Below are 24,039 nucleotides of genomic sequence, written 5' to 3'. Positions count from 1 at the left end.
CGTGCGCTGCCGGACAAGGCATTGGTGCGTTCGGAATGCGACCGCGCGCCCCTGGGTCTCGGCGCTCTTCACCGCCACGAAGCGCATGGTTGGGCGCAAGGCCGCCTCCGCGACGGCTTCAGCATCCGCGCGATCATTCTTCTGGCGCTTCACGAAAGGCTTCACGTAGGGTTCAAGCGTCAAGCGAACGCTCCGGGGGAGCGTTTGTAGCGTAGAACGGGACGAGCCGCACCTCGTGACCGTGCCGTTGTGCCACCCGGCCCCAATGGTGCGACGTGGCACAGGCCTCCATCGCCACGATGCACGCTGGCTGCTCAGCGAGAAGCGCGGCCAGCCGTGTCCGCGACAAACCTCGGTTGTATAGAACCGTCCCCTCCGGCCCCACGGCACAGACCTGAAAGCTGCCCTTCGCCAGGTCGATCTCCAGCATGTCGATCTTCGTCGTCATCGATGTGCCCTCCGTTCGGTTCCGATGAAACCACCATGGCATACGAAATGCCGCTGGGTGGGGGCAGCCACCGCATCAGTTCACAATGAAGCGCTGCACCTCCAAAAAGAGGCAGGGAAGATAACCGCGAGGACCACTTCGGCCGATTCACCATCCGATGCCACCATGCAGCGACCCGAGAGCGATCGACTGCGGAGAGAACCCTGAGCCCGGCAAAAGCGCAGACCCGAAAGAGAAACCCTGACCAGTGCGACTAGAGAACTTTCATGGGCACGCCATCTTTATGGTCTGGTGCCATCGCTCGATCTTGCCTTGGGTCTGCGGGTGGTTTTGCGATCCATGGACGTGCTCCATGCGTTGGTCTTCGAGCCAGACCCGCGACGATCTCGTCTTCGGAATGATCCGGGCCGTGGCGGCTATCCCGGTCATTGTGGCGATTCACCATCCACCAACCGGTCGCGGTCGTCGAGCGTCGCTTGCTTCGGCACATGGGCCTGAGCGCGACGATCCGGATCATGGCGCCGTCAAGGATCGGCGTTGACTTCGGGCGCGTCATCGTCTGTCCGCTGCACCGATGGACTTTCCGTCCAGACAACCGCCCGCTAAGCTACAAGCTATGCCCGGCAACACGGATATGGGGTTTCAGGACACCCTGAGCGCCCTGAACGACAGGGGCGGATGGCGCATGGCCATGCAGGATGCCTGGGCCTGCCCGGTCGGCGTGATCGCCTGCCTCGACACAGCCCGCGCGAGGCAATCGCCCGGGGTCGTTCTGGGACTGATCTTCGCAGCCGCCAAGGTGGGCCAGACCGAAGAGGCGCGGCGCGCCTTCGAACGGTTCCTGCCGCTGATCAAGAAGGCGGCCCTGCAGGACACCGGGCTTGCGGCAGATGTCGTTCTGGTGGACGTGCACCTGTCGATCTACGAGGATCGGATCTGCGACGCCGCGATGGCGGAACGCGTGCGCTGGGCACAGGCGCGGCTGCGCGAGGACGACTGGATCGGGCGAGCGCTGGTCAGCAATCACCTGTGCAACATCGCGCTGCAGATGGGCGATTTCGACCGTGGCCAGAAACATGCCGAGGACGCCATCGCGCTCTACAGGCGTGGTGGGGCCGTGTTCGGCGCGTTGCACCTGCATACCCACCTTGCCCAGATCCGACTGGCGCGTGGCGATCTGCGTGCGGCATCCGAGGTGCTCAAGACCATGGAGGCAGAGCTGCGCGCGATGCCGGGGCCTACGCAGAACCTGGTCGCCGTGAGCCGCATCCTTCAGGCCGAAGTCGCCTACGAGGCCAACGACCTGCCCGCCGCGCGGCACTTGCGTGACGCAGCGTTCCGCTTCGTCGAGGGCCACGACGCCTGGTCCGACATCCTGGTGGCGGCCTATCGCGTGAACGCGCGCCTCGCCTTCGCCGATGCCGGCCTGCCCGGCGCGCTCGAGGCGATGTCGCACGGCGAGCGGATCGCCGTCGAACGGCGGATGCCGCGCCTGCGTCGCCTGATGCAGGTCGAACGGCTGCGCGCTCTTGCCCTATCGAACGAGATCAAAGCCGCGCAGCGGCTTCTGGAGGATATCGGGCTGACCACCGACCGCGCCGTGATAGAGGAAAGCGATGACTTCGCGCTTCGCCAGGGAAGCACGCTGGTCGCCGCGGCCCGGCTGCTTACAAGGACCCGCCGCGCGCGCGAGGCGCTGGGTTTCATTGCCACCGCCGAAGATCTGGCGATCCGCCGCGGCCAACTGCTTGCGCTGGCCAAGCTGCGCGTGATCGCAGCCCATGCGCACTGGTCGCTTGGCACGAAGACCGAGGCGGTCGGCAGCCTGCTGAGTGCGATCCGCTTGCTGGGCGATCAGCCCTTCGCCCGTTTCATCATCGACGAGGGCGACGACATGCACGCCATCGTGCAGGCCGTGCTTGACGGAGACCACGTGAGTGTCCCGCCGACGCGCGCACAGCGGCGTAGGTTGAGCGACATCCTGCTTCACTGGACCGGAGCACCGCGCGCCACAAGGCACGATGCCGGCGACGAGGCGCAGGCACTACGGCGCCGTTATCTCGAGCTTCTGGCGTTGGGCCATACCAACAAGGAAATTGGTCGCATAATGGGCGTGTCGACAAACACGGTGAAATACCACCTGAAACATATCTTCCGCGATCTGCGCGCCGACAACCGTGCGCGGGCCGTGCAGCGCGCACGCGATCTGGGTTATCTGGCTTAACTACCCGATCGGGTAGTCGCGCGAGCAGTTGCAACCGGTCACCCTGGTCGCAGAGGGGATTTATTCGCATGGTCTTGCCGTCCGTCCACGTCATCACGCCGATCATCTCGGTCGACTTCCGCAACGACAGCGGGCTCGAGGTTGCGTGCGAGAGCATTTGTCGGCTGACGGTCGCCGGGCTCGACAAGGGCCCGGCCTCGGTCGAGTCAGCGGTTGACGAGGTGCTGGCCGCCCCTGGCGTGGTTGACGCCGCCATCGCCGCCGAAGCGCGCGGTATCGACGCACTGGTCATCGACTGCATGCTCGACCCGGGGCTCGAGGCCGCGCGTGAAGCGGTCGGGCTGCCGGTGATCGGCGCCGGCGAAGCCGGATTGCACGAAGCGGCGCGCTTCGGCCGCTTCGCCGTGGTCACGGTTCTCGACCGGCAGGCGCCGGCCTTCGCCGCTCTGGCGCGGAAGCACGGTCTGAGCGACCTGCTGGCGGGCGTCCACGGGATCGCCATGCCGGTGCTTGCGCTCGAACAGGATCGCGATGAGGCGATCTTCCGAACGGTCGCCGCCTGCAGACGCGCAATGGCCGAGCAAGGCGCGCAGTCCATCGTATTTGGCTGCACCGGCATGCTGGGTTTCGCAGAGCCGGTGGCCGCTGCGCTGGACCTACCCGTGGAGCGCATCGTGGACCCCCTGCCCCATGCCGTGCGCGAAGCAGCGGGTGCCGCGGGACAGGCCGTGCCAGCACATCCCCGCCCCGATCCGAAGCGCGTCACTGGCTTCGACGACTGGTCTGCGCTGTCAGCGCTCATGGCGCGCGAGGCAGACGCGTGAGCGCGCTGTCGACGAACGTCTTCGCTCAGGCGCGGATGAAATGGCTGCTGGTGGTGCCGTTGCTTGCCTTCTTCGTCGTGTTCTTCGTGATCCCCGTCGGGCTTCTCTTCGCCACGTCGCTGAACCCGCAGGCCATCGGCCAGGTAGCGGTCACCGCCGACCTGACGCTGGACAACTACCTGCGTTTCTTCAGCCGGTCGAACTATCTCCTGGCGGCAGGGCGCTCGGTGATCCTCGGCGTGATCGTCGCCGCGATCACGGTGGTGGTCGCATATCCGATGGCCTACGTCATCGCCAAGACCGAGCATCCGGGTCGCAACACCTTTCTGCTCATCCTGGTGCTTGCCGCCATGCAGCTCGACATGGTGATCCGGCTCTACGGCATGATGGTGATCCTCGGCGACGAGGGGCTGATCAACCAGATGCTGCGCGGTCTGGGGCTGATCGGCGCCGAAAGCTCGGTCCAGTTGATGTACAACTTCATGGGCGTGGTCATGGGACTCGTGCAGTTCGCGCTGCCTTTCATGATCCTGACCCTGGTGGGCGTGATCCGGGGCATCGACCCGAGCCTCGAAGAGGCGGCGCGCTCGCTGGGTGCGAGCCGCCGCCGCGCGTTCCTGCGCGTCACGCTGCCCATGTCGATGCCGGGCATCCTGTCGGGGTCGCTGCTTGTCTTCGCGCTGTCGATCTCGTCCTACATCGTGCCCGCGCTGATGGGCGGTTTCCGGGTGGGCGTGCTGCCGATCCACATCTTCCAGCAGGTGGCCGAGGGCGCTCGGTTCCAGTTCGGCGCCACGATCGCGGTCATCCTGTTCGTTCTCAGCGCGCTGGCCGTCGCGATCTACCTGCGGCTCGGACGCCGACATTCGGGGGGGCTTGCATGACGGAACGACGGATCCCGCTGGTTCTGGCGATCCTCGCCATCCTGGGCTTTGCCTACATGCTGCTGCCCATCGTCGTGGTCGTGCTCGCGGGGCTGACGGCGGGCGAGTTCCTGACCTTCCCGCCACAGGGGCTGTCGCTGCGCTGGGTCGCAGCCTTCCTGAGTTCAGAGAAATACCTTTCGTCCTTCTTCTTCTCGTTCAAGCTGGCGCTCATGACGATGATCGTATCGACGATCCTCGGCACGGCAGCGGCGCTGTTCCTCAGCCGCACCAACATGGTTGGCCGTGCCGCGATGCGCGCCTTTTTCCTGTCTCCTGTTGTGTTGCCCGGGGTGGTGGTGGGTTTCGCGCTCTTCGCCTTCTACATTTCCACCGGGATCGGCTTGTCGCGCACGATCTGGGGTCTGTGGATCGGCCATATCCTCTATTCCACGCCCTATGTCATCGGCACCGTGGGCGCGGCGCTCGCCGCTTACGACACCTCGCTGGAGGAGGCCGCGCGGTCGCTGGGCGCTTCGCCGTGGCGCGCATTTCGCAAGGTGACGCTTCCCAACATCAGCCAGGGCATCCAGGCAGGTTCGATTTTCGCCTTCATCGTCAGCTTCGGCCAGTTCGAGGTATCGCTTTTCCTCTCCTCGCCCAATTCCGAACCGCTGCCGATCGCAATGTACAATTCGCTGCGCTACCAGTTCGACCCCTCCGCCGCCGCCGCCGGCATCTTCGCCATCACGCTTGTCATCGCCTCGGTCCTGCTAACCAACCGGCTGGTGAACCTGCGCACCCTGCTGGAACGTCGGCAGGACGGATCATGACCGCAACACAACCGACAGGGAGACTGACCATGACACGCAAGCTCTATACGCCGACCCGCCGCGCGCTGCTGAAGGGAGGCGCGACGCTGGGCGCCGCATCTCTGCTTTCGGCGCCGTTCGTGAACCATGCCTGGGCGCAGGACGTGACGTATGACGGCGAAGTGTTCGACGCCGGCGGCGCGGTTCTGAACATCGGCGAATGGGGAGGCGGCTGGGAAGAGTTCGTGCGCAAGGCGTTGACCGACCAGTTCGAGACGGATTTCAATTGCCGCATCAACTGGGACAGTTCGTTCCCGTGGTTTCCGAAGTTTGTGACTCAGGGTCCGCAAAACCCTGTCTACGATATCTGCAACTGGAACCTGCCGAACCTGACCCAGACCAAGCAGGCGGGCGATTTCTTCCTGACCGTGGACGAGGTACGCGAGAACGTGCCCAACGCGGCCGACTGCTGGGATTTCGCCTTCGCCTCGGGCGCAGGGATCACCTGGGCCTACATGCCCTATGTCTACGCCTACCGCACAGACGCAGGCGAGGCGCCGACCGATTTCCGCGCCTTCTGGGCCGAACGTTACGCGAACAAGCGCGGGACCTACGGGACCGAGAACGGGCTGATGCATGCGTTCTTCATGGCAACGGCGCAGGAATTCGGCGCCGACCAGTACGACATGCAGGCCGCGTTCAAGGCTCTGGAAGACGCGATGCCGATGAAGGTGTCGGAGTTCACCTTCAACATGCTGTCGCTGATCGAGCGCGGCGAGGTGGACATCGCCGTGCATATCGAAGGCGAAGCGCTGTCGCTCAAGCGCAAGGGCGTGCCGATGGACGTCTGGATGTGGGACAGCAAGCCCATTCTGACCCAGACCAAGACCATCAGCCGCTATTCCGACCCGATGCAGAAGAAGCTGGCTTTCGCGCTGATGAACCGGACCCTGTCGCCCGAGTTCCTGAACGCCTTCGGCGATGAGTTCCTGTGGCGCCCGACCAACGCAAACGCGTCGATCACCGCGCCGCTGGCCGAGGAGGGCGTGCAGAACACCGCCGAGGCCGTGAACGAATTCTGGGTGCCGGACTGGGACTTCTTCGTCGAGAACAAGCTCGAGATCACGGACCGGCTGAACCGGATCTTCGGCCTTTAAACCCACAGGCGGGCCGGTTCCCCGGCCCGCATCATCCACCGGGGAGACGCAGATGGGCTTCGTGCAATTCAAGGGCGTGACCAAGACCTTCGGCAAGTCCGTTGCGGTTGATACGATGGATCTGGACATCGCGCGGGGCGAATTCTTTTCGCTGCTGGGGCCCTCTGGCTGCGGCAAGTCCACGACGCTGCGGATGCTGGCGGGCTTCGTAGCACCCAGTACCGGATCGATCCACGTACATGGGCGCGACATTACCCGTCTGCCGCCCGAGGCACGCGATATCGGCATCGTGTTCCAGAACTACGCGATCTTTCCCCACATGACGGTGTTCGACAACATCGCCTTCGGCCTCGTGGAACGCGGCGAGAACCGCGCAGACATCAAGCGCAAGGTCGATGCGGCACTCGACCAGGTGGGCCTGGGCGGTTTTGGCGAACGGTTCGAGCGGCAGCTTTCTGGTGGACAAAAGCAGCGCGTGGCGCTGGCCCGCGTGCTGGTCATCGAGCCCGAGATCCTGCTGCTGGACGAGCCGCTCTCGGCGCTCGACAAGAAAATGCGCGAAGAAATGAAGTTCTGGATCAAGAACATTCAGAAATCGGTTGGCATCACCACAATTTACGTCACGCATGACCAGTCCGAGGCACTGACCATGTCGGACCGGATCGCTGTGATGAACCAAGGGCGCATCCTTCAGGTGGGGTCGCCGGTCGAGATCTACGAACGCCCCAACTCGCGCTTCATCGCCGAATTCATCGGTGAATCGAACCTCTTGTCGGGCCGCCTCACGGCGGGCGGCGTGCGCGTCGGCGACACCGTCGTGCCCGCGGCCCAAGCGCAGGGGGCAGACGGTGCCGAGGTGGCGCTCCTGATCCGGCCCGAGCAGATCCGACTCGAACCAGTGACCGAGGGCGAGGCGCCCATGCTGACCGGCCGCGTGGCAGACGAGGTCTACCAGGGCGCTCTGCGCCGTTACCAGGTCGAGACCGGCGGCCAGACGGTCACCGTCGAGGTGCCAAATCGGCCTGACCTCGCGCAACTGCCGCCAGGGGCTGAAGTCGCACTTTACTGGACGCCCGAAAGCGGCGTTGCGCTGCGCTGAAGGGGGCGAGCATGAAGATCGGAGTCGATGTCGGCGGGACCAACACGGACGCCGTGATCCTCGATGGACACGGCGTGCGCGGCTGGCGCAAGACCCCGACCACGGCGGACGTGCAATCGGGCATCGTCGCCGCGATTTCCGCCGCGCTTGCGGATGCGGGCGCCCAAGCGGAGGACGTGGATTGCGTCATGATCGGCACGACGCAGTTCACCAACGCGGTGATAGAGCGGCGCGCACTGCAGCAGGTAGGCGTGATCCGGCTGGCCCTGCCCGCGACCTCGGCCATCCCGCCGCTGACCGACTGGCCAGACGACCTCGTGCAGGCGGTGGGCCGCCACGTCACGCTGGTCGCGGGAGGCTACGAATTTGACGGGCGCGAGATCGCCCCGCTGGACGAACGGGCGATCTCGAAGGCGGCGCGGGAGTGGAAAGCGCAGGGCCTGAAAGCTGCAGCGGTCACATCGGTCTTCTCGCCCATGAACGGCACGATGGAGCGTCGCGCGGCCGAGATCATCCTGAACGAAGCGCCCGACCTGGCGGTGTCGCTGAGTGGAGAACTGGGGCAGTTCGGGCTTCTGCCGCGCGAGAACTCCACCATCATCAACGCGGCGCTCGCGGGCCTGGCTACACGCGTGGTCGGGGCATTCCGTGCGGCGTTGAAGGACCTTGGCCTGACCGTCCCGCTCTTCATAAGCCAGAACGACGGGACCCTGATGCGTGTAGAGGATGTGGAACGGTACCCAGTGCTGACTTTTGCCTCGGGGCCGACAAATTCCATGCGCGGCGCGGCGCACCTGGCCGGCATGGGTGACGCGATGGTCGTCGACATCGGCGGCACGACCTCCGACATTGGCATGCTGCGCAACGGGTTTCCCCGTCAGTCGACCCACTTCGTGGACGTGGGCGGCGTCAAGACGAACTTCCGCATGCCCGACGTGCTGGCCGTAGGGCTGGGCGGCGGGTCCATCATCCGCGATGGCGGTCGGCGCATCGGGCCGGATTCGGTTGGTTACGAGCTGACGCGGCGGGCGCTCTGCTTCGGCGGCGACACGCTGACCGCAACGGACATAGCCGTCGCCGGCGGTTGGGCGGACGTGGGAGACGCCGTCCATTTGCAGGGCATCGGCCGCGACACCATCGCGGCAGCACGCACCGAGATGCAGCGCCTGATCGCCGCCAACGTGGAAAAGATGAAGACCGAGGCGCGCGACCTTCCCCTGCTCGTCGTGGGCGGCGGCGCGATTCTCGTGGATTGGGATGTGCCCACTGCCTCAGAGGTCGTCCGCCCCGCCTACGCCTCGGTGGCGAACGCGGTAGGGGCGGCCATCGCTCAGGTTTCCGGAGAGGTCGAAACCGTGGTGTCGATCACTGAGGCCAACCGCGCCCAGGTTCTGGACGACGCACGCGCGGAGGCGCGCCGCAACGCGGTTTCGGCCGGTGCGATTGAAGCCAGCGTCGAGATCATCGAAGTCGAGCAGGTGCCGATCAGCTACTTGCCCGGAAATCCGTCGCGCCTTCGGGTCAAAGCCGTGGGCGACCTACCCGTCTGAGGAGAGAGGCAATGGACCTGAAGATCGAGGACGTGGACGACCTGTGCACCGGCGCGGCCTTCCTGGGCGCCGGCGGCGGGGGCGACCCCTATATCGGCGGGCTTATGGTCAAGGAAGAGCTGCGCGCCGGTCGGCGCATCCGGATCCTCGATCCCGACGAGATCGACGATGATCTGTTGGTGATCCCCACGGCGATGATGGGGGCGCCGACGGTACTTCTGGAAAAGATCCCATCGGGCGACGAACCGCTGCGCGCACTGCAGGCCGTCGAGACGGCGCTGGGCCGTAGGGCTGACGCTACCATGCCGACCGAGGTCGGCGGCATCAATTCGACCATTCCGCTGTTTGTGGGCGCCCGGCTTGGACTGCCAGTGATCGACGCCGACGGCCAGGGTCGCGCCTTCCCCGAACTGCAGATGGAGACCTTCGCCATCGAGGGCATCGCCGGCACGCCCATGGGCATCGCCGACGAGAAAGGAGATTTCGCAACGATCCGAACCGAAGACCACCACCGCATGGAATGGATCGCACGCGGTATCACCATCCGCATGGGCGGAACAGCGTATTTCGCGAACTACCCCATGCGGGGCGCCGAGGTGAAGCGCGCCTCAGTCAAGCATACATTGACGCTGGCACGCCGGATCGGCGCCATCATCCGCACGGCGCGGGCCCGCCGGATCGACCCGTTCGAAGAACTGGAGACGTTCCTCGCCACCACGTCCTACGGCGTGGCGCGTCGGATCTTTTCCGGCAAGATCACCGATCTCGACAGACAGACAGACAGGGGCTTCACCCTCGGACAGGTGACGATTTCGCCCGACGGGCCCGGGGCCGACTGCGTGATCGCATTTCAGAACGAGAACCTGTCTGCAAAGGCCGATGGCGCGCTGCTGGCCATCGTGCCCGACATCATCACGGTGCTCGATTCCGAGACGGCCGCCCCCATCACGAACGAGACGCTGCGCTACGGCCAGCGCGTCACGGTAATGGCGGTGGGCGTGCCCCCGATCATGCGCAGCGAACGGGCTCTACGGCAATTTGGCCCCGCCGCCTTCGGTCTTGCGGACACCTACGTCCCGCTGGGCCCCTTCTGAGCACCTGCCTGCGGATGTATGAAGCAGCGGAAACTGCTTGGCAGAGCGCTGAAAAAACCCGTCATCGACGCCCATCGTAGAACGCGATTCGCACTCACCATTGATGGGCGGATGTAGCGATGCGCTCCTGGCCGAGAAGATGGGATCGGTGTTCAGTAAAGTGGGTCTCGAGTGTTGTGACCGCCGCGCTTCGGCGCCACCGCATGCTCATCACCTCAAAGAAACTCCGGCAGGCCAGGCGCAATAACAGCCTGGATCCGGACAGGAACCGCCGATGCGTCGCCCTCGCAGCGATGCATCCTATTTCAAGCATCTGATACTCAGGCAGTGGCCGCCTCGAACTCCCGAATGGTCTCGGAAAGCAAGCCGGAAACGGTCTCGCGCGCGGAACCATGGAGCGTGGTTTTCCATTCGACGCCATGCAGGCGAGGTGGGCGTTCCTGAGCGTGCCGACCTTCGGTTTTCAACACTTCAATCGCCGTCCGCCGCTTAACCGCTGTCAGACATCTGCGACATGCAGCTTCGCAATTCTCGTTCGTGCCCGCCGGGGCGAGCATGTCTGCATTCGTGGACAGTGAACCGCCTCGCCTTGCCCGCAGAGCATGTTGTTCACCGGGCAAGGCGGCGCAATTCAGGTATCGTTTGCCCCAGGGGTCCATGATTTAGGGCCTCAAGCGTTTCTGAGGCGGCCTCGGCCGGCTCGGCGTTCTTGACGTGGCGACTCTTGGTGCCGAACGCCTTGCGATCCTTCCAGGAGCAAAGGTTCAGCGAACGGCCAACATTCTACGGCACTGCCGAAACCTTGCGAAGCTCACACTCGCCAATGCCTTCCCGGTCGTTCGGATCCGGATGCGCGGCTCAGACGTAGCCGGGCCGCACGAGACCGGTGAGATGGGCGAGATTCTTGATGCCGATTTTCACATGCGCAAGCGGGCGCGCCTTCACCAGGCGTTTGTTCATGTATGCCTCAAAGGTCAGGCGCTGCACGTCGATGTCATGGCACAGCGACACGAAGCGTTCGCGCCGTTCGTCGCTGCGGTAATAGGCGTTCTGCATCGAGGCGAGCACGCGGAAAACCGTCTTGTGTTCCTTCATGAACAACTGCCGCGCCAGTTTCAGCTTGGCCGGGTCGGCACTGGTCAGAGCGGCCATCGCCGCCGTTGCCGCCACGCGACCGCCGATCATGGCATAATAGATCCCCTCGCCCGAGGACGGCGCGACCACACCCGCGGCGTCCCCTGCGAGCACCAGATCGCGCCCGTTGTCCCAACGATCCAGCGGCCTGAGCGGGATCGGCGCGCCTTCTCGGCGCACGGTGGCACACTCGGCCAGTCCCGATGCACTTCGGAGCGCGGCGGTGGCCTGCTTCAAGTCCACCCCATCGACGGCTGTGCCCATACCAACGCTGGCCGACCGGCCGTGCGGGAACACCCAACCGTAGAAATCGGGCGAAATAGCGCCGTCATAGATCACGTCGCAGCGCGCCGGGTCATAACTGCCGGTGGCGCAATCCGGCGCATCGATGATCTCGTGATAGGCCAGTACATAAGGGATCTTGCTGCCGCCCGGCATTTCGGCGGCGGCCACCCGGGAACGCGCGCCGTCGGCCCCGATCACCATGCGCGCCGACAGGCGACGTTCTTCGCCCGTGGCCTTCTCACGGTAGACCACATTGCAGCCACCCGGATCCCGTTCGATCCGCAGGAAGGTACCTGTCAGCCGCGTCGCACCTGCCTGCGTGGCCCGGTTGCGCAAATACTCGTCGAAATGCTCCCGGTCGACCATGCCGACAAAGCCGTTTTCGATCGGGATATCCACCGCCCGCCCGGTTGGCGAAATCATCCGGGCCGTTGTGATCTTGGCGACAAGCTGGTCGTCCGGAATGGCGAAATCCTCGATCAGGCGCGGCGGGATCGCGCCCCCGCATGGCTTTATCCGCCCCTCACGGTCCAGCATTGCGACCCGCGCCCCGGAGCGGGCCAGATCCTCGGCAGCGGTGGCGCCCGACGGCCCCCCGCCCACGACTACGACATCGTACATGATCATTCTCCCGGCACGAGGTTGGCGCGGATCATGGGCGCAGGCCGTTCGATCACGCGAGCCGCCATCAGGGCGGCGGCAAGGAACAGGGCGGCTTCAAACATGAAAACCGTCCCGAAAGCTGTTGCATCTGTTACGAAAACCCGGCGCATTGCATCGGCGCCCGCTGCCCCGGCCAAACCGCCAAAGCCCGCGGCGATGGCTTGCGCCGCGCCCCAAAGGCCCATGCGGGTGCCTTCCCGCGCGCCACGGCCCTGCCCGGCCAGCGCCATCATCGACCCGATCGCCGCGACCGCGAACACGCCGTTGAAGAACCCCATGCCGACGACGGCGGCGGTCAGCGGCATCACCGGGCCAACCTGCCCTAGCAGCGCAATCGCGCCAAGGCTTCCGGCGGACCCTATGCAGCCGACCACGACCCAGTTCCGCAGGCTGCCCATCCGCAGCCCTGTCGCGGCGATGCCCACGCAGAGCATGCCGAGGAAAACCCCGCCGTTCTGCGCACCGCTGAGCGATGTGGACTGCCCCGGCGTGAAGCCGAAAACGAGGCCGGCATAGGGTTCGAGGATCAATTCCTGCATGAAATAGGCGGTCATAGAGAGGAATACGAATATGGTGAAGTTGCGCGCGCGCGCCTCGCTCCAGACTTCACGCAACCCGTCGAGGAACGGCATCGGATCGCGTTCTGGCGCGGCGGGAGCGAGCCCCGCCTCGATCCGCCAGACGGCCAGCACAGTCAGCGCCATCGCACCCCCTGTCACCAGAGCCACGATCTGCAGAAGGCGCATCGGCGTGTAAGGATCGAGGATCGCGCCCACCCCGCCCGCGGTCAGCGCGATCCCGGCGATCATCATCAGCCAGGTAATGGTGGCCGCCGCAGCACGCCGGTGCGGCGCGGTGTGGCTGGCAAGCAGTGCCAGAAGCGACGTGCCTGACGCGCCGGCACCAAGGCCGATCAGCGAATATGCCACAACCGACAGCACAAGGCCGAATGCAATTCGGGTTTCCATGACAGCAACACCGGCGGCGGCCAGCAAGCCGCCCACGGCGAGGGTCGCCATGCCGAGCAATATCCACCGGGTCCTGTGCCCGCCCGTGTCGGACAGGAAGCCCCATTTCGGACGGCTGATCTGGATGCCGTAATGCAGTGCGACAAGCAGGCCGGGGAGCAGCGCGGGCAGCGCGAGTTCAACCACCATCAGCCGGTTCAGCGTCGATGTGCATAGCACCACGATCGCACCCAGCGACATCTGCACCAGCCCCAGACGGACGATCGAAAGCCAGCCCAGCGTCATGGCGAAACTCCCAACGTGCGGATTGCGAAGGCTGAGATCATCATCCCCGTGATGTAGAGCACGACACCCGTGCCGTTATACCACGGCGCCTTGGCGCGCGGATCACGCAGCAGCACGCGCATCGCGGCCAGTTGTGCCACCAGCACCGCCGCCACGCCAAGCGCGTGTAGCGGGCGGTCCCACTGTACCAGCGCGGCGATCACGGCGAGTTGCGGCAAAGCCATGACCCAGCAGGCGAGCCGCGCCGCACGTTCCGGGCCCAGTGTCACCGGCAGGGAGTTCACGCCGGTCTGGCGGTCCCCCTCCAGTGCCTTGAAATCGTTCAGCGTCATGATTCCGTGCGCGCCGATGGAGTAAAGCAACGCCAGCCAGATCACCGGCCATGCGGGCGCTCCCACCGACAGCACCGCGGCGCCAGTGAACCACGGCAGCCCTTCATAGCAGAGCCCGACCAGTCCCGGCCCCCACCATCCCGAACGTTTCAGGCGGACCGGTTCAGCGGAATAGGCCCATGCGGCAACGACCCCCACCACCGTCGCGCCGAAGCCCCACGGCCCGAACGTCCAGCCGACCAGCAGCGAGACAACGGTCATCGCCAGCGCGATCCAAAGTCCCCAGCGGCCCGGAATGCGCCCTGACGGGATCGGGCGGCCAGGTTCATTGATCGCGTCCACCTCGCGGTCGCACCAGTCATTGGCGGCCTGGCTCATGCCGCATACAAGCGGCCCGGCAAGCACGACCCCCAGCAGCACCAGTCCAGGCGCGCTGCCCGGCGCCACGCCCGACGAGACGACGCCGCACAGATACGCCCACATAGGCGGGAACCACGTGATCGGCCGGATCATCGTCAGAACGGCCAGCGGGTCGGGCCATCGGCGGCTGGAAGAGGGAAGATCTGTCACGCTCATACTGTCAGGTTAGACTGACACTTTGAGTCGGCGCAAGCGAAACCCTGTGCGATCCGGCGCTTTGCCGCGGCCCCGCCCCGGAGCCCCCGGACCGGCACGCAACGGGCTGAAAAGCGGCGCACGGCGCGATGATGTTCAGGGGCGGCCGATCGCCGGCCGGCGGCGCGGTCTAGTCTTCCTCGCCCTTCTTGAGAAAGTCGTACTTGCGCAACTTCACATAGAGGCTCTGGCGCGACAGGCCGAGCATCTCGGCGGCGGCGACACGGTTGTTGTTGGTCAGCTTGATCGCCGTCTCGATACAGAGCTTTTCGATCACGTCGTTGGTTTCGGCCACGATTTCCTTCAGGGAAGCCGACCCGACAAGTTCGAGGATGTTGTGCTGGGCGGTGTTGTCGCTGTCGGCCGTCGGCAGGCGCAGCGCATCGAGTCGCCCGCTGTCGCGGAACACGAATGCGATCTGAGCGTCGCGCCCGTCCGCCACGCGGGTCGCGGACATCTCCACCGGAACGCGCGATCCGAAATCGCTGATCAGTTCGGTGGAATAAAGCCGCACCTGCCCGCTGCGCATCACGTTTTCCAGGATCACGCCGAGGTCCACCTGTCCACGCGCCAGAAACTCGGCAAGGTTGCGCCCTTTGAGCGCTGGCAGATGCGCGGCGTCCACCATCGACAGGAAGCGGTCATTGGCATTGCGCACCGCACCACGCGCGTCGGTGAACAGGATGCCTTCCACCGCTGACGTGTAAAGCGCGTCCAGCATCGCGGCGAACCCGTCCGCCGAGGTCGCTGCCGTCTGTTCATTGGGGGTCAGCCGACAGATCACGACACGGTCGCCGCCGACGCGGAACACGCTAGGCACAAGGCGCAGCCGTGCGGCGCCGCGCGCGGTGGTCAGCACGATCGGCTCGGCGCCGTCGGTCAGCGCCGCGTTCACAAGCTTGGATTCCATCTCGCTGCGGCGGATATTCTCGAAATGCGAGGCAAGCACGGTGCCGACAATATCCTTGCGCGCCATTTCGAACAGGTCTGCCGCGTGATCGTTCAGATCCGTCACTCGCCCGTCGCCCAGCGATACCAGCATGATCGCATCGGTGACGGTGGCCAGCAGCAACCGGTAACGGGAGTCGAATTCGCGCTGCGCCTCGTAGCCGCGCTCAAGCGCGATCTGCGCCTGCACCAACTGACGCTGGGTTTCCGCGATCGGACGCAGGTCACGCCCCATCATCAGGAAGCCGTCTTGACCCTCGATCGAGTGGAAAGTGTACTGGATCGGAAAATCCCAGACCGCATTGTCGCAGTGGTTCAGCTCCACCGGCTTGCCCTGCGTCTGGCCGCGCCGCAACCGGTCTGCGGCGGCATCGAATTTCGGGATGCTCTCGCCGGTCAGGAAATCCCGGACCGGGCGACCTATCCAGTGGTCGAGCTTGCCAAGGTCGGTGCTCTGCTCGCCGATCATCAGCGCCGTGATCACACACTCACCGTCCAGCAGCAAAGTAATGTCCGACGCCGCAGCGACGATGCCGCCGAGGGACTTCGGCTCGATCGCGGAAAGACCTTCCCATGTCGCTGCCCCGTGGCGTTTCGCCTCTCTGATACCGGCAGCTTTCATCACGGGTTCACTTCATGCTCAAGTTTTGGGGGCAGGCTTCCGTTTCTTATGCGTAAGCGCTGCTCCCAGACAATTCGTCACAGCGACAATATCTGCATGCGGCTTCGCACCGTCAAGCAGATCAACGACAATTCCCCCAAGCACGACCGGGGGAACATCAACCATTCGGGCGCGCAGGAAATCAATCATTTCTCCGATCCTCGCGCCCACATCGATGCGCGAGGACGACACCAGGACCAGATCATAGGACACCTGCTCCAGCACTTCGGCCGCATCCTGCGGCGTGGCATCAAGCATGGCATGAGCCGCCGCGCCAAGGCGGCGCAACTGCAGCGTGACCAGCTTCCAGCCGACTGTGTGCTGGTCGTTCTCGAAACTGACAACAAGCACGTTCGGCGCGGCCCTGTGCGATGCAGTGACGATGTCGTTGGCCTTGGCCAGGCCGCCCAGCATTTCCTGCAGGCGACCGGCGGCAACGGTGACACGCGCAAAGCTCAGCGTGTTCTCCACCCAGTCGCAGCCCAGCTGCCGGGCCGCCGCTGGTACGTAGCTGTCCGCGATCTCGTCATGATCAAGGCCCATCTCGCACAGCGCGCGGATCGTTTCGCACCTGTCGAACTCTGCCGCCAGCGATGCCTCGAACAGCATGGACAGCGCCCGGGGGCAGACCCGTCCGGCAACTCGGCCAGGGCGGGCCTTCGGGCGCCCCTGCAACGAGGCCAGGACACGGGAGGCAAGCGCCGCGGCATGTTCGGTCGCCTGCGGCGGCCGCTGTGACATCTGCCTTTCCATGGGCATTCCCGTCTCCCCGCCTGTGGGATCCGCTGGGATCCGGCGGCGCACCCTTCCGGCACGCGGCATTTACACCTCAAGTCTTGCCGAAGCCCGCCAGAATGTCAAAGCGAATGGACAGCTTTGGGTGGATATTTCTAGCTCAGAAATTTTTCACAATAAAAACAGGCATTAATGGATTTACGTTACGGCATCCCAACTGAAAAAACGTCAGCGCGAACGGCCAAGAGTGTAAGTTATAGTTGACACATTGCCGGGCCGGTCCCAAAGTTCCCTCACCACACCAGCCGCGGAGTCGCCCAAGTGCCGCCAATCGCCAAGCAACACGGACGCAGGAAGCCGCTTTACGACGCCGCGCAGCGCGCGCGCCGCGACGAAAGCGTCTGGACCCTGATCCAGGGAATTCTCGCGCCTTTGCAATTCCTTGTCTTCCTTGTCTCGCTCGCGCTGGTGCTGCGGTACCTTGCAACCGGCGCAGGCTACGATCTTGCCACCGCATCGATCCTGGTGAAGACCGGGTTCCTGCTTCTGATCATGATTACCGGCGCGATCTGGGAGAAGGTCGTATTCGGCCAGTACCTGTTCGCCCCCGCCTTCTTCTGGGAGGACGTGTTCAGCTTCGCCGTCATCGCGCTGCATTGCGCCTATGTCTGGGCGCTGGTCACTGCGGCGCTGTCGCCTGTTGCGTTGATGTGGCTCGCGCTTGCGGCCTATGGCGCCTACATCATCAATGCCGGGCAGTTCCTGCTCAAACTGCGCGCGGCGCGGCTGGATGCGGCGGTGACGGCATGAACGATCAAAGCCCCCCGCCAATGCCCGGTTGCCGCGACGTGCCTGTGCTGCGTGAACGCGGCCAGCGCGAGGTGTTCTGCGGACTGACCGGGATCATCTGGCTGCACCGCAAGATGCAGGATGCGTTCTTCCTTGTCGTCGGCTCGCGCACCTGCGCGCATCTGCTGCAAAGCGCGGCCGGTGTGATGATCTTCGCCGAACCGCGTTTCGGCACCGCGATCCTTGAGGAAACCGATCTCGCCGGAATGGCGGATGCGCAGGACGAGCTTGACCGCGAGGTTGCACGCCTGCTCGCACGGCGGCCCGACATCCGGCAATTGTTCCTCGTCGGCTCCTGTCCGTCGGAGGTCATCAAGCTCGATCTCGCAAAGGCGGCAGAACGCATGAGCGCGGCACACGCGCCGAACGTGCGGGTGATCAATTATTCCGGCTCCGGGATCGAGACGACCTTCACACAGGGCGAGGACGCCTGCCTCGCCGCGATGGTGCCCGTGCTGCCGGAAACGGATGCGCGGGAACTGGTGCTGGTCGGCGCACTGCCTGATGTGGTCGAACAGCAGGCGGTCGGCCTTCTCGAGGCGATGGGCATCGGCCCGATCCGCGTGCTGCCCGCCCCGCGGAAAGCCGATGACCTCGGGCTCGGGGCGAACACTGTCTTTGCGCTCACCCAGCCGTTTCTCGGCGACACGCACGCGGCGCTGGAACGGCGCGGTGCGCGGCATATCCCTGCTCCCTTTCCCTTCGGAGAAGAAGGCACGACCGCCTGGCTACAAGCCATCGCGACCGAGTTCGACGTCGCGCCCGACCTTTTCGAGCGCGTCACCGCCGCGCCGCGCGCCCGGGCGCGCAAGGCTGTGGCGCAGGCCGCCGAAGGGCTGGACGGCAAGTCGGTGTTCTTCTTCCCGGACAGTCAGCTGGAGGTTCCGCTGGCCCGTTTCCTGACCCGCGAATGCGGCATGACCGCGATTGAAGTCGGCACGCCCTACCTGCACCGCGACCTGATGGGGCCCGACATGGACCTGATGGTTCAGGGCCCGGTGTTCTCGGAAGGGCAGGACGTCGACATGCAACTGGACCGGTGCCGCGCGGCACGGCCCGACCTGACGGTGTGCGGGCTGGGTCTTGCCAACCCGCTTGAGGCTGAAGGCCTTACGACCAAATGGGCAATCGAGTTGGTGTTCACGCCTGTCCATTTCTACGAACAGGCCGGCGATCTCGCCGGGCTGTTCTCGCGCCCGTTGCGCCGTCGCGCGGTGCTGAAACTCGATGCCGCGCAGCCCCCCGCCGCGCGGGCGGAGGCACGCCGATGAAACTCGCGGTCTGGACCTACGAAGGCCCTCCCCATGTGGGTGCGATGCGTGTCGCCACCGGAATGCGGGACCTGCATTTCGTGCTGCATGCGCCGCAGGGCGACACCTATGCCGACCTGCTGTTCACGATGATCGAACGGCGCAACCACCGCCCCCCGGTGACCTACACCACATTTCAGGCGCGCGATCTCGGGTCCGACACCGCCGACCTGTTCAAGACCGCGTGCCGCGACGCCTATGACCGGTTCCGCCCGCAGGCACTGATCGTCGGGGCGTCCTGCACGGCAGAGTTGATCCAGGATGATCCGGGCGGCATGGCCGAAACCATGGACCTGCCCGTGCCGGTGATCCCGCTGGAGCTGCCCAGCTACCAGCGCAAGGAAAATTTCGGCGCGGACGAGACGTTCTTCCAGATCACCCGCACCCTGGCCCGGTCTGTGGACCGCACCGCGCGCCCGTCGGTGAACCTGATCGGGCCGACGGCGCTGGGGTTCCGGCATCGCGACGACATTACCGAACTCACCGGCCTGCTGATGGACATGGGCATCGCGGTGAACGTGACCGCACCGATGGGCGCCAGCCCGGCCGATATCGCGCGGCTGGGTGCGGCCCATGCCAACGTGCTCATGTATCCCGAAACAGGCGAGAGCGCGTGCCGCTGGATGGAGCGCGAGCTTGGGCTGCCCTACACCCGTACGGTGCCGATCGGCGTCGGCGCCACGCGTGACTTCGTCGCCGAACTCGCCGCGCTTCTGGATGTGCCCGCCCATCTCGACGAAAGCCGTCTGCGGCTGCCGTGGTATTCGGCCAGCGTGGACAGCACCTACCTGACCGGCAAGCGCGTGTTCGTGTTCGGCGACGGCACCCATGTTAAGGCCGCCGCGCGCATCGCCCGAGACGAGATGGGGTTCGAGGTGGTGGGCGTGGGCTGTTACAACCGTGAGACGGCGCGCGACGTGCGCGCCCTTGCGCGCGATTTCGGCGTCGAGGCGCTGATCACCGACGACTATCTCGATGTGGAAGAACGGATCGAGGCGCTGGCGCCCGAGATGATCCTCGGCACGCAGATGGAACGTCATATCGGCAAGCGTCTGGGCATCCCGTGCGCCGTGATCTCCGCACCCGTGCACGTGCAGGACTTTCCAGCGCGCTACTCGCCACAGATGGGCATCGAGGGCGCGAACGTGATCTTCGATACCTGGGTGCACCCGCTCGTCATGGGGCTTGAAGAGCACCTGCTGCACATGTTCCGCGACGATTTCGAGTTCCATGACGCCGCGGGGGCCAGCCACCACGGCGCCAAGGCAGTACCGCGCAGCGCCGCAGATGATGCGGCGCGGGCGGCCGACTCGATGCCCGGCGCGGACGCGGATCTTGCCGCGGCACCCGCTACCGGCGGCGACGTGGTCACCTGGCTGGCTTGCGCCGAACGCGAATTGAAGAAGATCCCCTTCTTCGTTCGTGGCAAGGCTCGCCGCAACACCGAAAAATTCGCCGCCGACCGCGGCGTCACGCAAATCAGCGTCGAAACACTGTACGAGGCAAAGGCCCATTATGCGCGATGACCGACAGGCCCAAGGCCCGCGTCCGGGCTACCGCGTCGTGATCGTGACGCTTGACGCCCATGCGGCCGGGCCCTGCGCACGCGTCGTCGAACGGCTGGCGGGCGAATTTCCGGGCCTGTCGGTCAGCGTTCATGCCGCCGCCGAATGGGGCGAGAACCCGGACGCGCTGATCCGCACCAAGATGGCCATCGCCGAGGCCGATATCGTCGTATCAGGGCTGATTTTCCTCGAGGAACACATCGAGGCGATCCTGCCGGATCTGCGGGCCCGGCGGCCCCATTGCGACGCCATGGTCGGCATGATCTCGGACGCCCAGATCGTCCGGCTGACGCGCATGGGCACGCTCGACATGGCCGCGCCGCCCTCGGGTCTTGGAAAGCTGATGAAGCGCCTGCGCGGTTCGTCCAAGCCCTCTACCGAGAGCGGCGAAAAGAAGATGCGGATGTTGCGCCGCCTGCCGCGCATTCTCAAGTACATCCCCGGCAAGAGCCAGGATCTGCGCGCCTGGTTTCTATGCATGCAGTACTGGCTGGGCTCTTCCGACGACAACATCGAGGCGATGGTCCGCTTCCTGATCTCGCGCTACTCGCACGAGGCCAAGTGGCGCGGCACCCCTGCCCCCGAACCGCTGGAATACCCCGAGGTCGGGCTTTACCACCCCGATCTGCCCGACCGGATCACCACAGATCCCGCCGCGCTGCCGCAACCGCGCAAACCGGTGGCCACGGTCGGCGTGCTGATGATGCGCTCCTACGTGCTGTCCTCAGACACCGCGCATTACGATGCGGTGATCCGCAGCCTTGAAGCGCGCAATATCCGCGTGATCCCGGCCTTCGCAGGCGGTCTGGATGCGCGCCCCGCGATCGAGGCGTATTTCCGCATCGAAACCGGCGTAAGGATCGACGCGCTGCTGTCCCTGACCGGCTTCTCGCTGGTCGGCGGGCCCGCGTACAACGACAATGACAGCGCCGTGGCAGCACTCAAGGCGCTAGACGTGCCATATCTCGCGGCCCATCCGCTGGAGTTCCAGACGCTCGGCCAATGGGCGGCGTCAGCGGGCGGCCTCGGCCCGATCGAAACCACGATGCTGATCGCGCTGCCCGAACTCGACGGCGCCACCAACCCCACCGTCTTCGCCGGCCGCCATGGCACCGAAGGCTGCGCGGGTTGCGCACAGGCCTGCCGTCCACACGGACTGGACCGCCAGATGGCACCCTGCCCGGAACGCATAGAGGTGCTGACCGCCCGGGTCGCACGGCACGCCGCACTGCGCCGCTCGCAGGCAGCGACCCGCCGTCTTGCCATCGTGCTTTTCGGTTTTCCGCCCAATGCCGGCGCGGCCGGAACCGCGGCCTATCTCGACGTGTTCCGCTCGCTGCACAATACGCTGCACGCCCTCAAGGCGGACGGTTACGACCTCGAGCCGCCCGCGACAGTGGAGGACCTGCGCCGCGCCGTGCTGCACGGCTCCGCCCAGACCTATGGACAGGATGCGAATGTCGCCGCCCATGTCAGCGCCGACCAGATGGTCGCGCAGACCCCATGGCTGTCCGAGATCGAAGACGCCTGGGGCCCGGCGCCGGGCCGCGTGCAGTCCGACGGTCGCGGCGTGTTCGTGCTGGGCGCGCAGTTCGGCAACGTCTTTGTCGGCCTGCAACCCGCCTTTGGCTACGAGGGAGACCCGATGCGCCTTCTCTTCGAGAGGGGATTCGCGCCGACCCACGCCTTCGCCACCTTCTACCTGTGGCTGCGGGGCACCTTCCGCGCCGATGCGGTGCTGCATTTCGGAATGCATGGCGCGCTGGAATTCATGCCCGGCAAGCAGGCCGGTCCCGGCGCCGCGTGCTGGCCCGACCGGCTGATCGGCGATCTGCCGAACGTCTATCTCTACGCGGCCAACAACCCCTCCGAAGCGACGCTGGCCAAGCGGCGCTCGGGCGCCGTCACGATCACGCACCTGACGCCGCCGCTTGCGCAGGCCGGGCTCTACAAGGGTCTGGTGGAGCTGAAGGACAGCCTGAGTCGCTGGCGCGCGTTGGCGCCGGACGCGCCCGAACGCACCGATCTGGCCGCGCTCATCGCCGAACAGGCCACCGCCGTTGACCTAGCCGAAACGGATCCGGCCCGGCTCTGGCTGGCGCTGTTGGAAACCGAGGACGCGCTGATCCCGGAAGGCCTGCACATCGTCGGCCAGAAGATCAGCGACACCGCGCGCGCCGATCACGTGGCGCGGCTGGGCGATGCCGACGACGCCACACGCGCCCGCGTCGATGCCGCCCTGAGCGAGGATCACGAGATCCCGGCGCTGCTGCGCGCGCTCGAGGGGCGGTATACCGCGCCCGTCCCCGGCGGTGATCTGATCCGCTCGCCCGACATCGTGCCGACGGGGCGCAACATCCATGCATTCGACCCGTTCCGGATGCCGACCGAATATGCCTGCCGCGACGGCGCGAAGCAGGCGCAGGTTCTGCTCGACACGCACCCGACCCTGCCGCGCACCATCGCGCTGGTGCTTTGGGGGTCGGACAACATCAAGTCCGATGGCGGTCCGATCGGACAGGCACTGGCGCTGATCGGTGCCCGGCCCCGCTTCGACGCTTTCGGACGGCTGGGCGGCGCCGACCTGATCCCGCTGCCGGAACTCGGCCGCCCGCGCATCGACGTGATCATGACGCTGTCGGGCATATTCCGCGACCTGCTGCCCTTGCAGACCCGGCTGCTGGCGGAGGCCGCGCTGAAGGCCGCGCAAGCCGAGGACGAGCCGACCGAGATGAACTTCATCCGTGCGCATGCGCTCGATTATGCCGCCAAGATGGGGTGCGACCTGGAAACCGCCGCCTTGCGCGTCTTTTCCAATGCCGAAGGCGCCTACGGTTCGAACGTCAACCAGCTGGTCGACAGTTCCGCCTTCGGAGAGGAGGACGAGCTGGCCGATGCCTACGAGGCGCGCAAAAGCTTCGCCTATGGCGTCAACGGCAAAGCGACCCAGAACACGGCGCTGCTGCAACGCGCACTCAAGGACGTTGACCTGGCCTACCAGAACCTCGAAAGCGTGGAACTGGGCGTGACCACGGTAGACCATTACTTCGACACGCTTGGCGGGATCAGCCGGGCCGTGAAGCGGGCACGCGGCGGGCAGGAAGCGGCCGTCTACATCAGCGACCAGACACGCGGCGCTGGCAAAGTCCGCACCCTGTCGGACCAGATCGCGCTCGAGACCCGCTCCCGCGCGCTCAACCCGAAATTCTTCGAGGCGCTTTTGAACCATGGCGCCGAGGGCGTGCGCCAGATCGAGAGCACGGTGACGAACACGCTGGGTTGGTCGGCCACGACCGGCCAGGTCGAGCCCTGGGTCTACCAGCGCATTTCCGAAACCTTCGTGCTGGACGAGGCCATGCGCAAGCGCATCGCGGAGTTGAACCCGGCGGCCTCGTCGCGGATGGCGAACCGCCTTCTCGAAGCGCACGACCGCGCCTACTGGCAGCCAGACGCTGAAACGCTGGCAGCGCTGCAGGATGCGGCAGACGCACTGGAAGACCGGCTGGAAGGGATCGCGGCGGAATGACCCCAAGGAATCGCCCGACACCACGCCACGGCGGGGGCCAGCCCCCGCACAGCCGAAGCATTTGCGCCGGCGTCGCCGCGCAGAGCCGGACA

18 protein-coding genes and 1 pseudogene are annotated in these 24,039 nt (G+C 65.6%); 12 read left to right on the top strand and 7 right to left on the bottom strand.

Translation table 11 applies throughout. From position 1 onward, the window contains the following. Both DKT77_RS21470 and DKT77_RS21465 read right to left on the bottom strand, forming a co-directional pair. Positions 1 to 183 (bottom strand): annotated as a pseudogene (locus tag DKT77_RS21470) (IS110 family transposase); the annotation flags it as partial. Beyond that, positions 173 to 448: a hypothetical protein gene (locus DKT77_RS21465; protein WP_420798287.1), complete on the bottom strand. Its 276-nt coding sequence runs from the start codon at positions 446 to 448 to the stop codon at positions 173 to 175. The pseudogene DKT77_RS21470 and the gene DKT77_RS21465, both read right to left, overlap by 11 nt. Positions 449 to 1,064: 616 nt before the next feature. Between DKT77_RS21465 and DKT77_RS03610 the strand changes: the two genes are divergently transcribed. From DKT77_RS03610 to DKT77_RS03575, 8 genes are all read left to right on the top strand, one after another. Next, a complete protein-coding gene (locus DKT77_RS03610; protein WP_238547660.1) occupies positions 1,065 to 2,672 on the top strand; it encodes a LuxR C-terminal-related transcriptional regulator in 1,608 nt (535 codons plus the stop codon). A 68-nt stretch (positions 2,673 to 2,740) separates the two neighbouring features. Beyond that, entirely contained in the window at positions 2,741 to 3,496 is a 756-nt protein-coding gene (locus DKT77_RS03605; RefSeq protein WP_109810362.1) for an aspartate/glutamate racemase family protein, read from the top strand. After that, complete coding sequence (locus tag DKT77_RS03600) at positions 3,493 to 4,380, top strand: ABC transporter permease (RefSeq protein ID WP_238547659.1); 888 nt, start codon at positions 3,493 to 3,495, stop codon at positions 4,378 to 4,380. The genes DKT77_RS03605 and DKT77_RS03600 overlap by 4 nt, the downstream gene beginning before the upstream one ends. Beyond that, positions 4,377 to 5,192 carry an ABC transporter permease gene (locus DKT77_RS03595; RefSeq protein WP_109810361.1) on the top strand — a complete coding sequence of 272 codons (816 nt, stop codon included), beginning with the start codon at positions 4,377 to 4,379 and terminating at the stop codon, positions 5,190 to 5,192. The genes DKT77_RS03600 and DKT77_RS03595 overlap by 4 nt, the downstream gene beginning before the upstream one ends. A 29-nt stretch (positions 5,193 to 5,221) precedes the next feature. Continuing rightward, positions 5,222 to 6,328, top strand: a complete 1,107-nt coding sequence (locus DKT77_RS03590) for an extracellular solute-binding protein (RefSeq protein WP_109810360.1) — start codon at positions 5,222 to 5,224, stop codon at positions 6,326 to 6,328. Positions 6,329 to 6,380: 52 nt separating this feature from the next. Further along, positions 6,381 to 7,427 carry an ABC transporter ATP-binding protein gene (locus DKT77_RS03585; protein ID WP_109810359.1) on the top strand — a complete coding sequence of 349 codons (1,047 nt, stop codon included), beginning with the start codon at positions 6,381 to 6,383 and terminating at the stop codon, positions 7,425 to 7,427. A gap of 11 nt (positions 7,428 to 7,438) precedes the next feature. After that, positions 7,439 to 8,977: a hydantoinase/oxoprolinase N-terminal domain-containing protein gene (locus DKT77_RS03580; RefSeq protein WP_109810358.1), complete on the top strand. Its 1,539-nt coding sequence runs from the start codon at positions 7,439 to 7,441 to the stop codon at positions 8,975 to 8,977. 11 nt (positions 8,978 to 8,988) lie between these two features. Then, positions 8,989 to 10,071 (top strand): DUF917 domain-containing protein, encoded by a 1,083-nt coding sequence (locus DKT77_RS03575; protein WP_109810357.1) that lies wholly within the window; start codon positions 8,989 to 8,991, stop codon positions 10,069 to 10,071. Between the two features lie 858 nt (positions 10,072 to 10,929). On the opposite strand, the gene DKT77_RS03570 is transcribed toward DKT77_RS03575, so the two are convergent. The 5 genes from DKT77_RS03570 to DKT77_RS03550 form a co-directional block, all read right to left on the bottom strand. Beyond that, entirely contained in the window at positions 10,930 to 12,111 is a 1,182-nt protein-coding gene (locus tag DKT77_RS03570) for a geranylgeranyl diphosphate reductase (RefSeq protein ID WP_238547658.1), read from the bottom strand. A 2-nt stretch (positions 12,112 to 12,113) separates the two neighbouring features. Next, a complete protein-coding gene (locus DKT77_RS03565; protein ID WP_109810356.1) occupies positions 12,114 to 13,406 on the bottom strand; it encodes a BCD family MFS transporter in 1,293 nt (430 codons plus the stop codon). Next, positions 13,403 to 14,314 (bottom strand): chlorophyll synthase ChlG, encoded by a 912-nt coding sequence (gene chlG, locus DKT77_RS03560; protein WP_109810355.1) that lies wholly within the window; start codon positions 14,312 to 14,314, stop codon positions 13,403 to 13,405. Before chlG ends, DKT77_RS03565 begins: the two co-directional genes overlap by 4 nt. A 169-nt stretch (positions 14,315 to 14,483) precedes the next feature. Further along, complete coding sequence (gene ppsR / locus DKT77_RS03555) at positions 14,484 to 15,923, bottom strand: transcriptional regulator PpsR (protein ID WP_109810354.1); 1,440 nt, start codon at positions 15,921 to 15,923, stop codon at positions 14,484 to 14,486. 18 nt (positions 15,924 to 15,941) lie between these two features. Further along, on the bottom strand, positions 15,942 to 16,703 hold the full coding sequence (locus DKT77_RS03550; protein ID WP_146204943.1) for a cobalamin B12-binding domain-containing protein: 762 nt from the start codon (positions 16,701 to 16,703) through the stop codon (positions 15,942 to 15,944). 315 nt (positions 16,704 to 17,018) lie between these two features. On the opposite strand from DKT77_RS03550, the gene bchF reads away from it, so the two are divergent. Genes bchF through DKT77_RS03530 form a run of 4 tightly spaced genes read left to right on the top strand, consistent with a single transcriptional unit; the run spans position 17,019 to position 23,947 of the window. Further along, positions 17,019 to 17,507 (top strand): 2-vinyl bacteriochlorophyllide hydratase, encoded by a 489-nt coding sequence (gene bchF, locus DKT77_RS03545; RefSeq protein WP_109810352.1) that lies wholly within the window; start codon positions 17,019 to 17,021, stop codon positions 17,505 to 17,507. Next, a complete protein-coding gene (locus tag DKT77_RS03540; protein WP_109810351.1) occupies positions 17,504 to 18,817 on the top strand; it encodes a ferredoxin:protochlorophyllide reductase (ATP-dependent) subunit N in 1,314 nt (437 codons plus the stop codon). Before bchF ends, DKT77_RS03540 begins: the two co-directional genes overlap by 4 nt. Further along, the gene (gene bchB, locus DKT77_RS03535; RefSeq protein WP_109810350.1) at positions 18,814 to 20,382 is read left to right on the top strand and encodes a ferredoxin:protochlorophyllide reductase (ATP-dependent) subunit B; all 1,569 of its coding nucleotides are present in this window, start codon (positions 18,814 to 18,816) and stop codon (positions 20,380 to 20,382) included. The genes DKT77_RS03540 and bchB overlap by 4 nt, the downstream gene beginning before the upstream one ends. Next, positions 20,372 to 23,947: a magnesium chelatase subunit H gene (locus DKT77_RS03530; protein ID WP_109810349.1), complete on the top strand. Its 3,576-nt coding sequence runs from the start codon at positions 20,372 to 20,374 to the stop codon at positions 23,945 to 23,947. The genes bchB and DKT77_RS03530 overlap by 11 nt, the downstream gene beginning before the upstream one ends. The last annotated feature ends 92 nt before the right edge of the window (positions 23,948 to 24,039 follow it).

Origin of the sequence: Meridianimarinicoccus roseus (assembly GCF_003172915.1) — a bacterium.
GTDB lineage: Bacteria > Pseudomonadota > Alphaproteobacteria > Rhodobacterales > Rhodobacteraceae > Meridianimarinicoccus > Meridianimarinicoccus roseus.
Note: the sequence above shows the minus strand (reverse complement) of the source record. Positions and strands in the feature narration are given on the sequence as shown.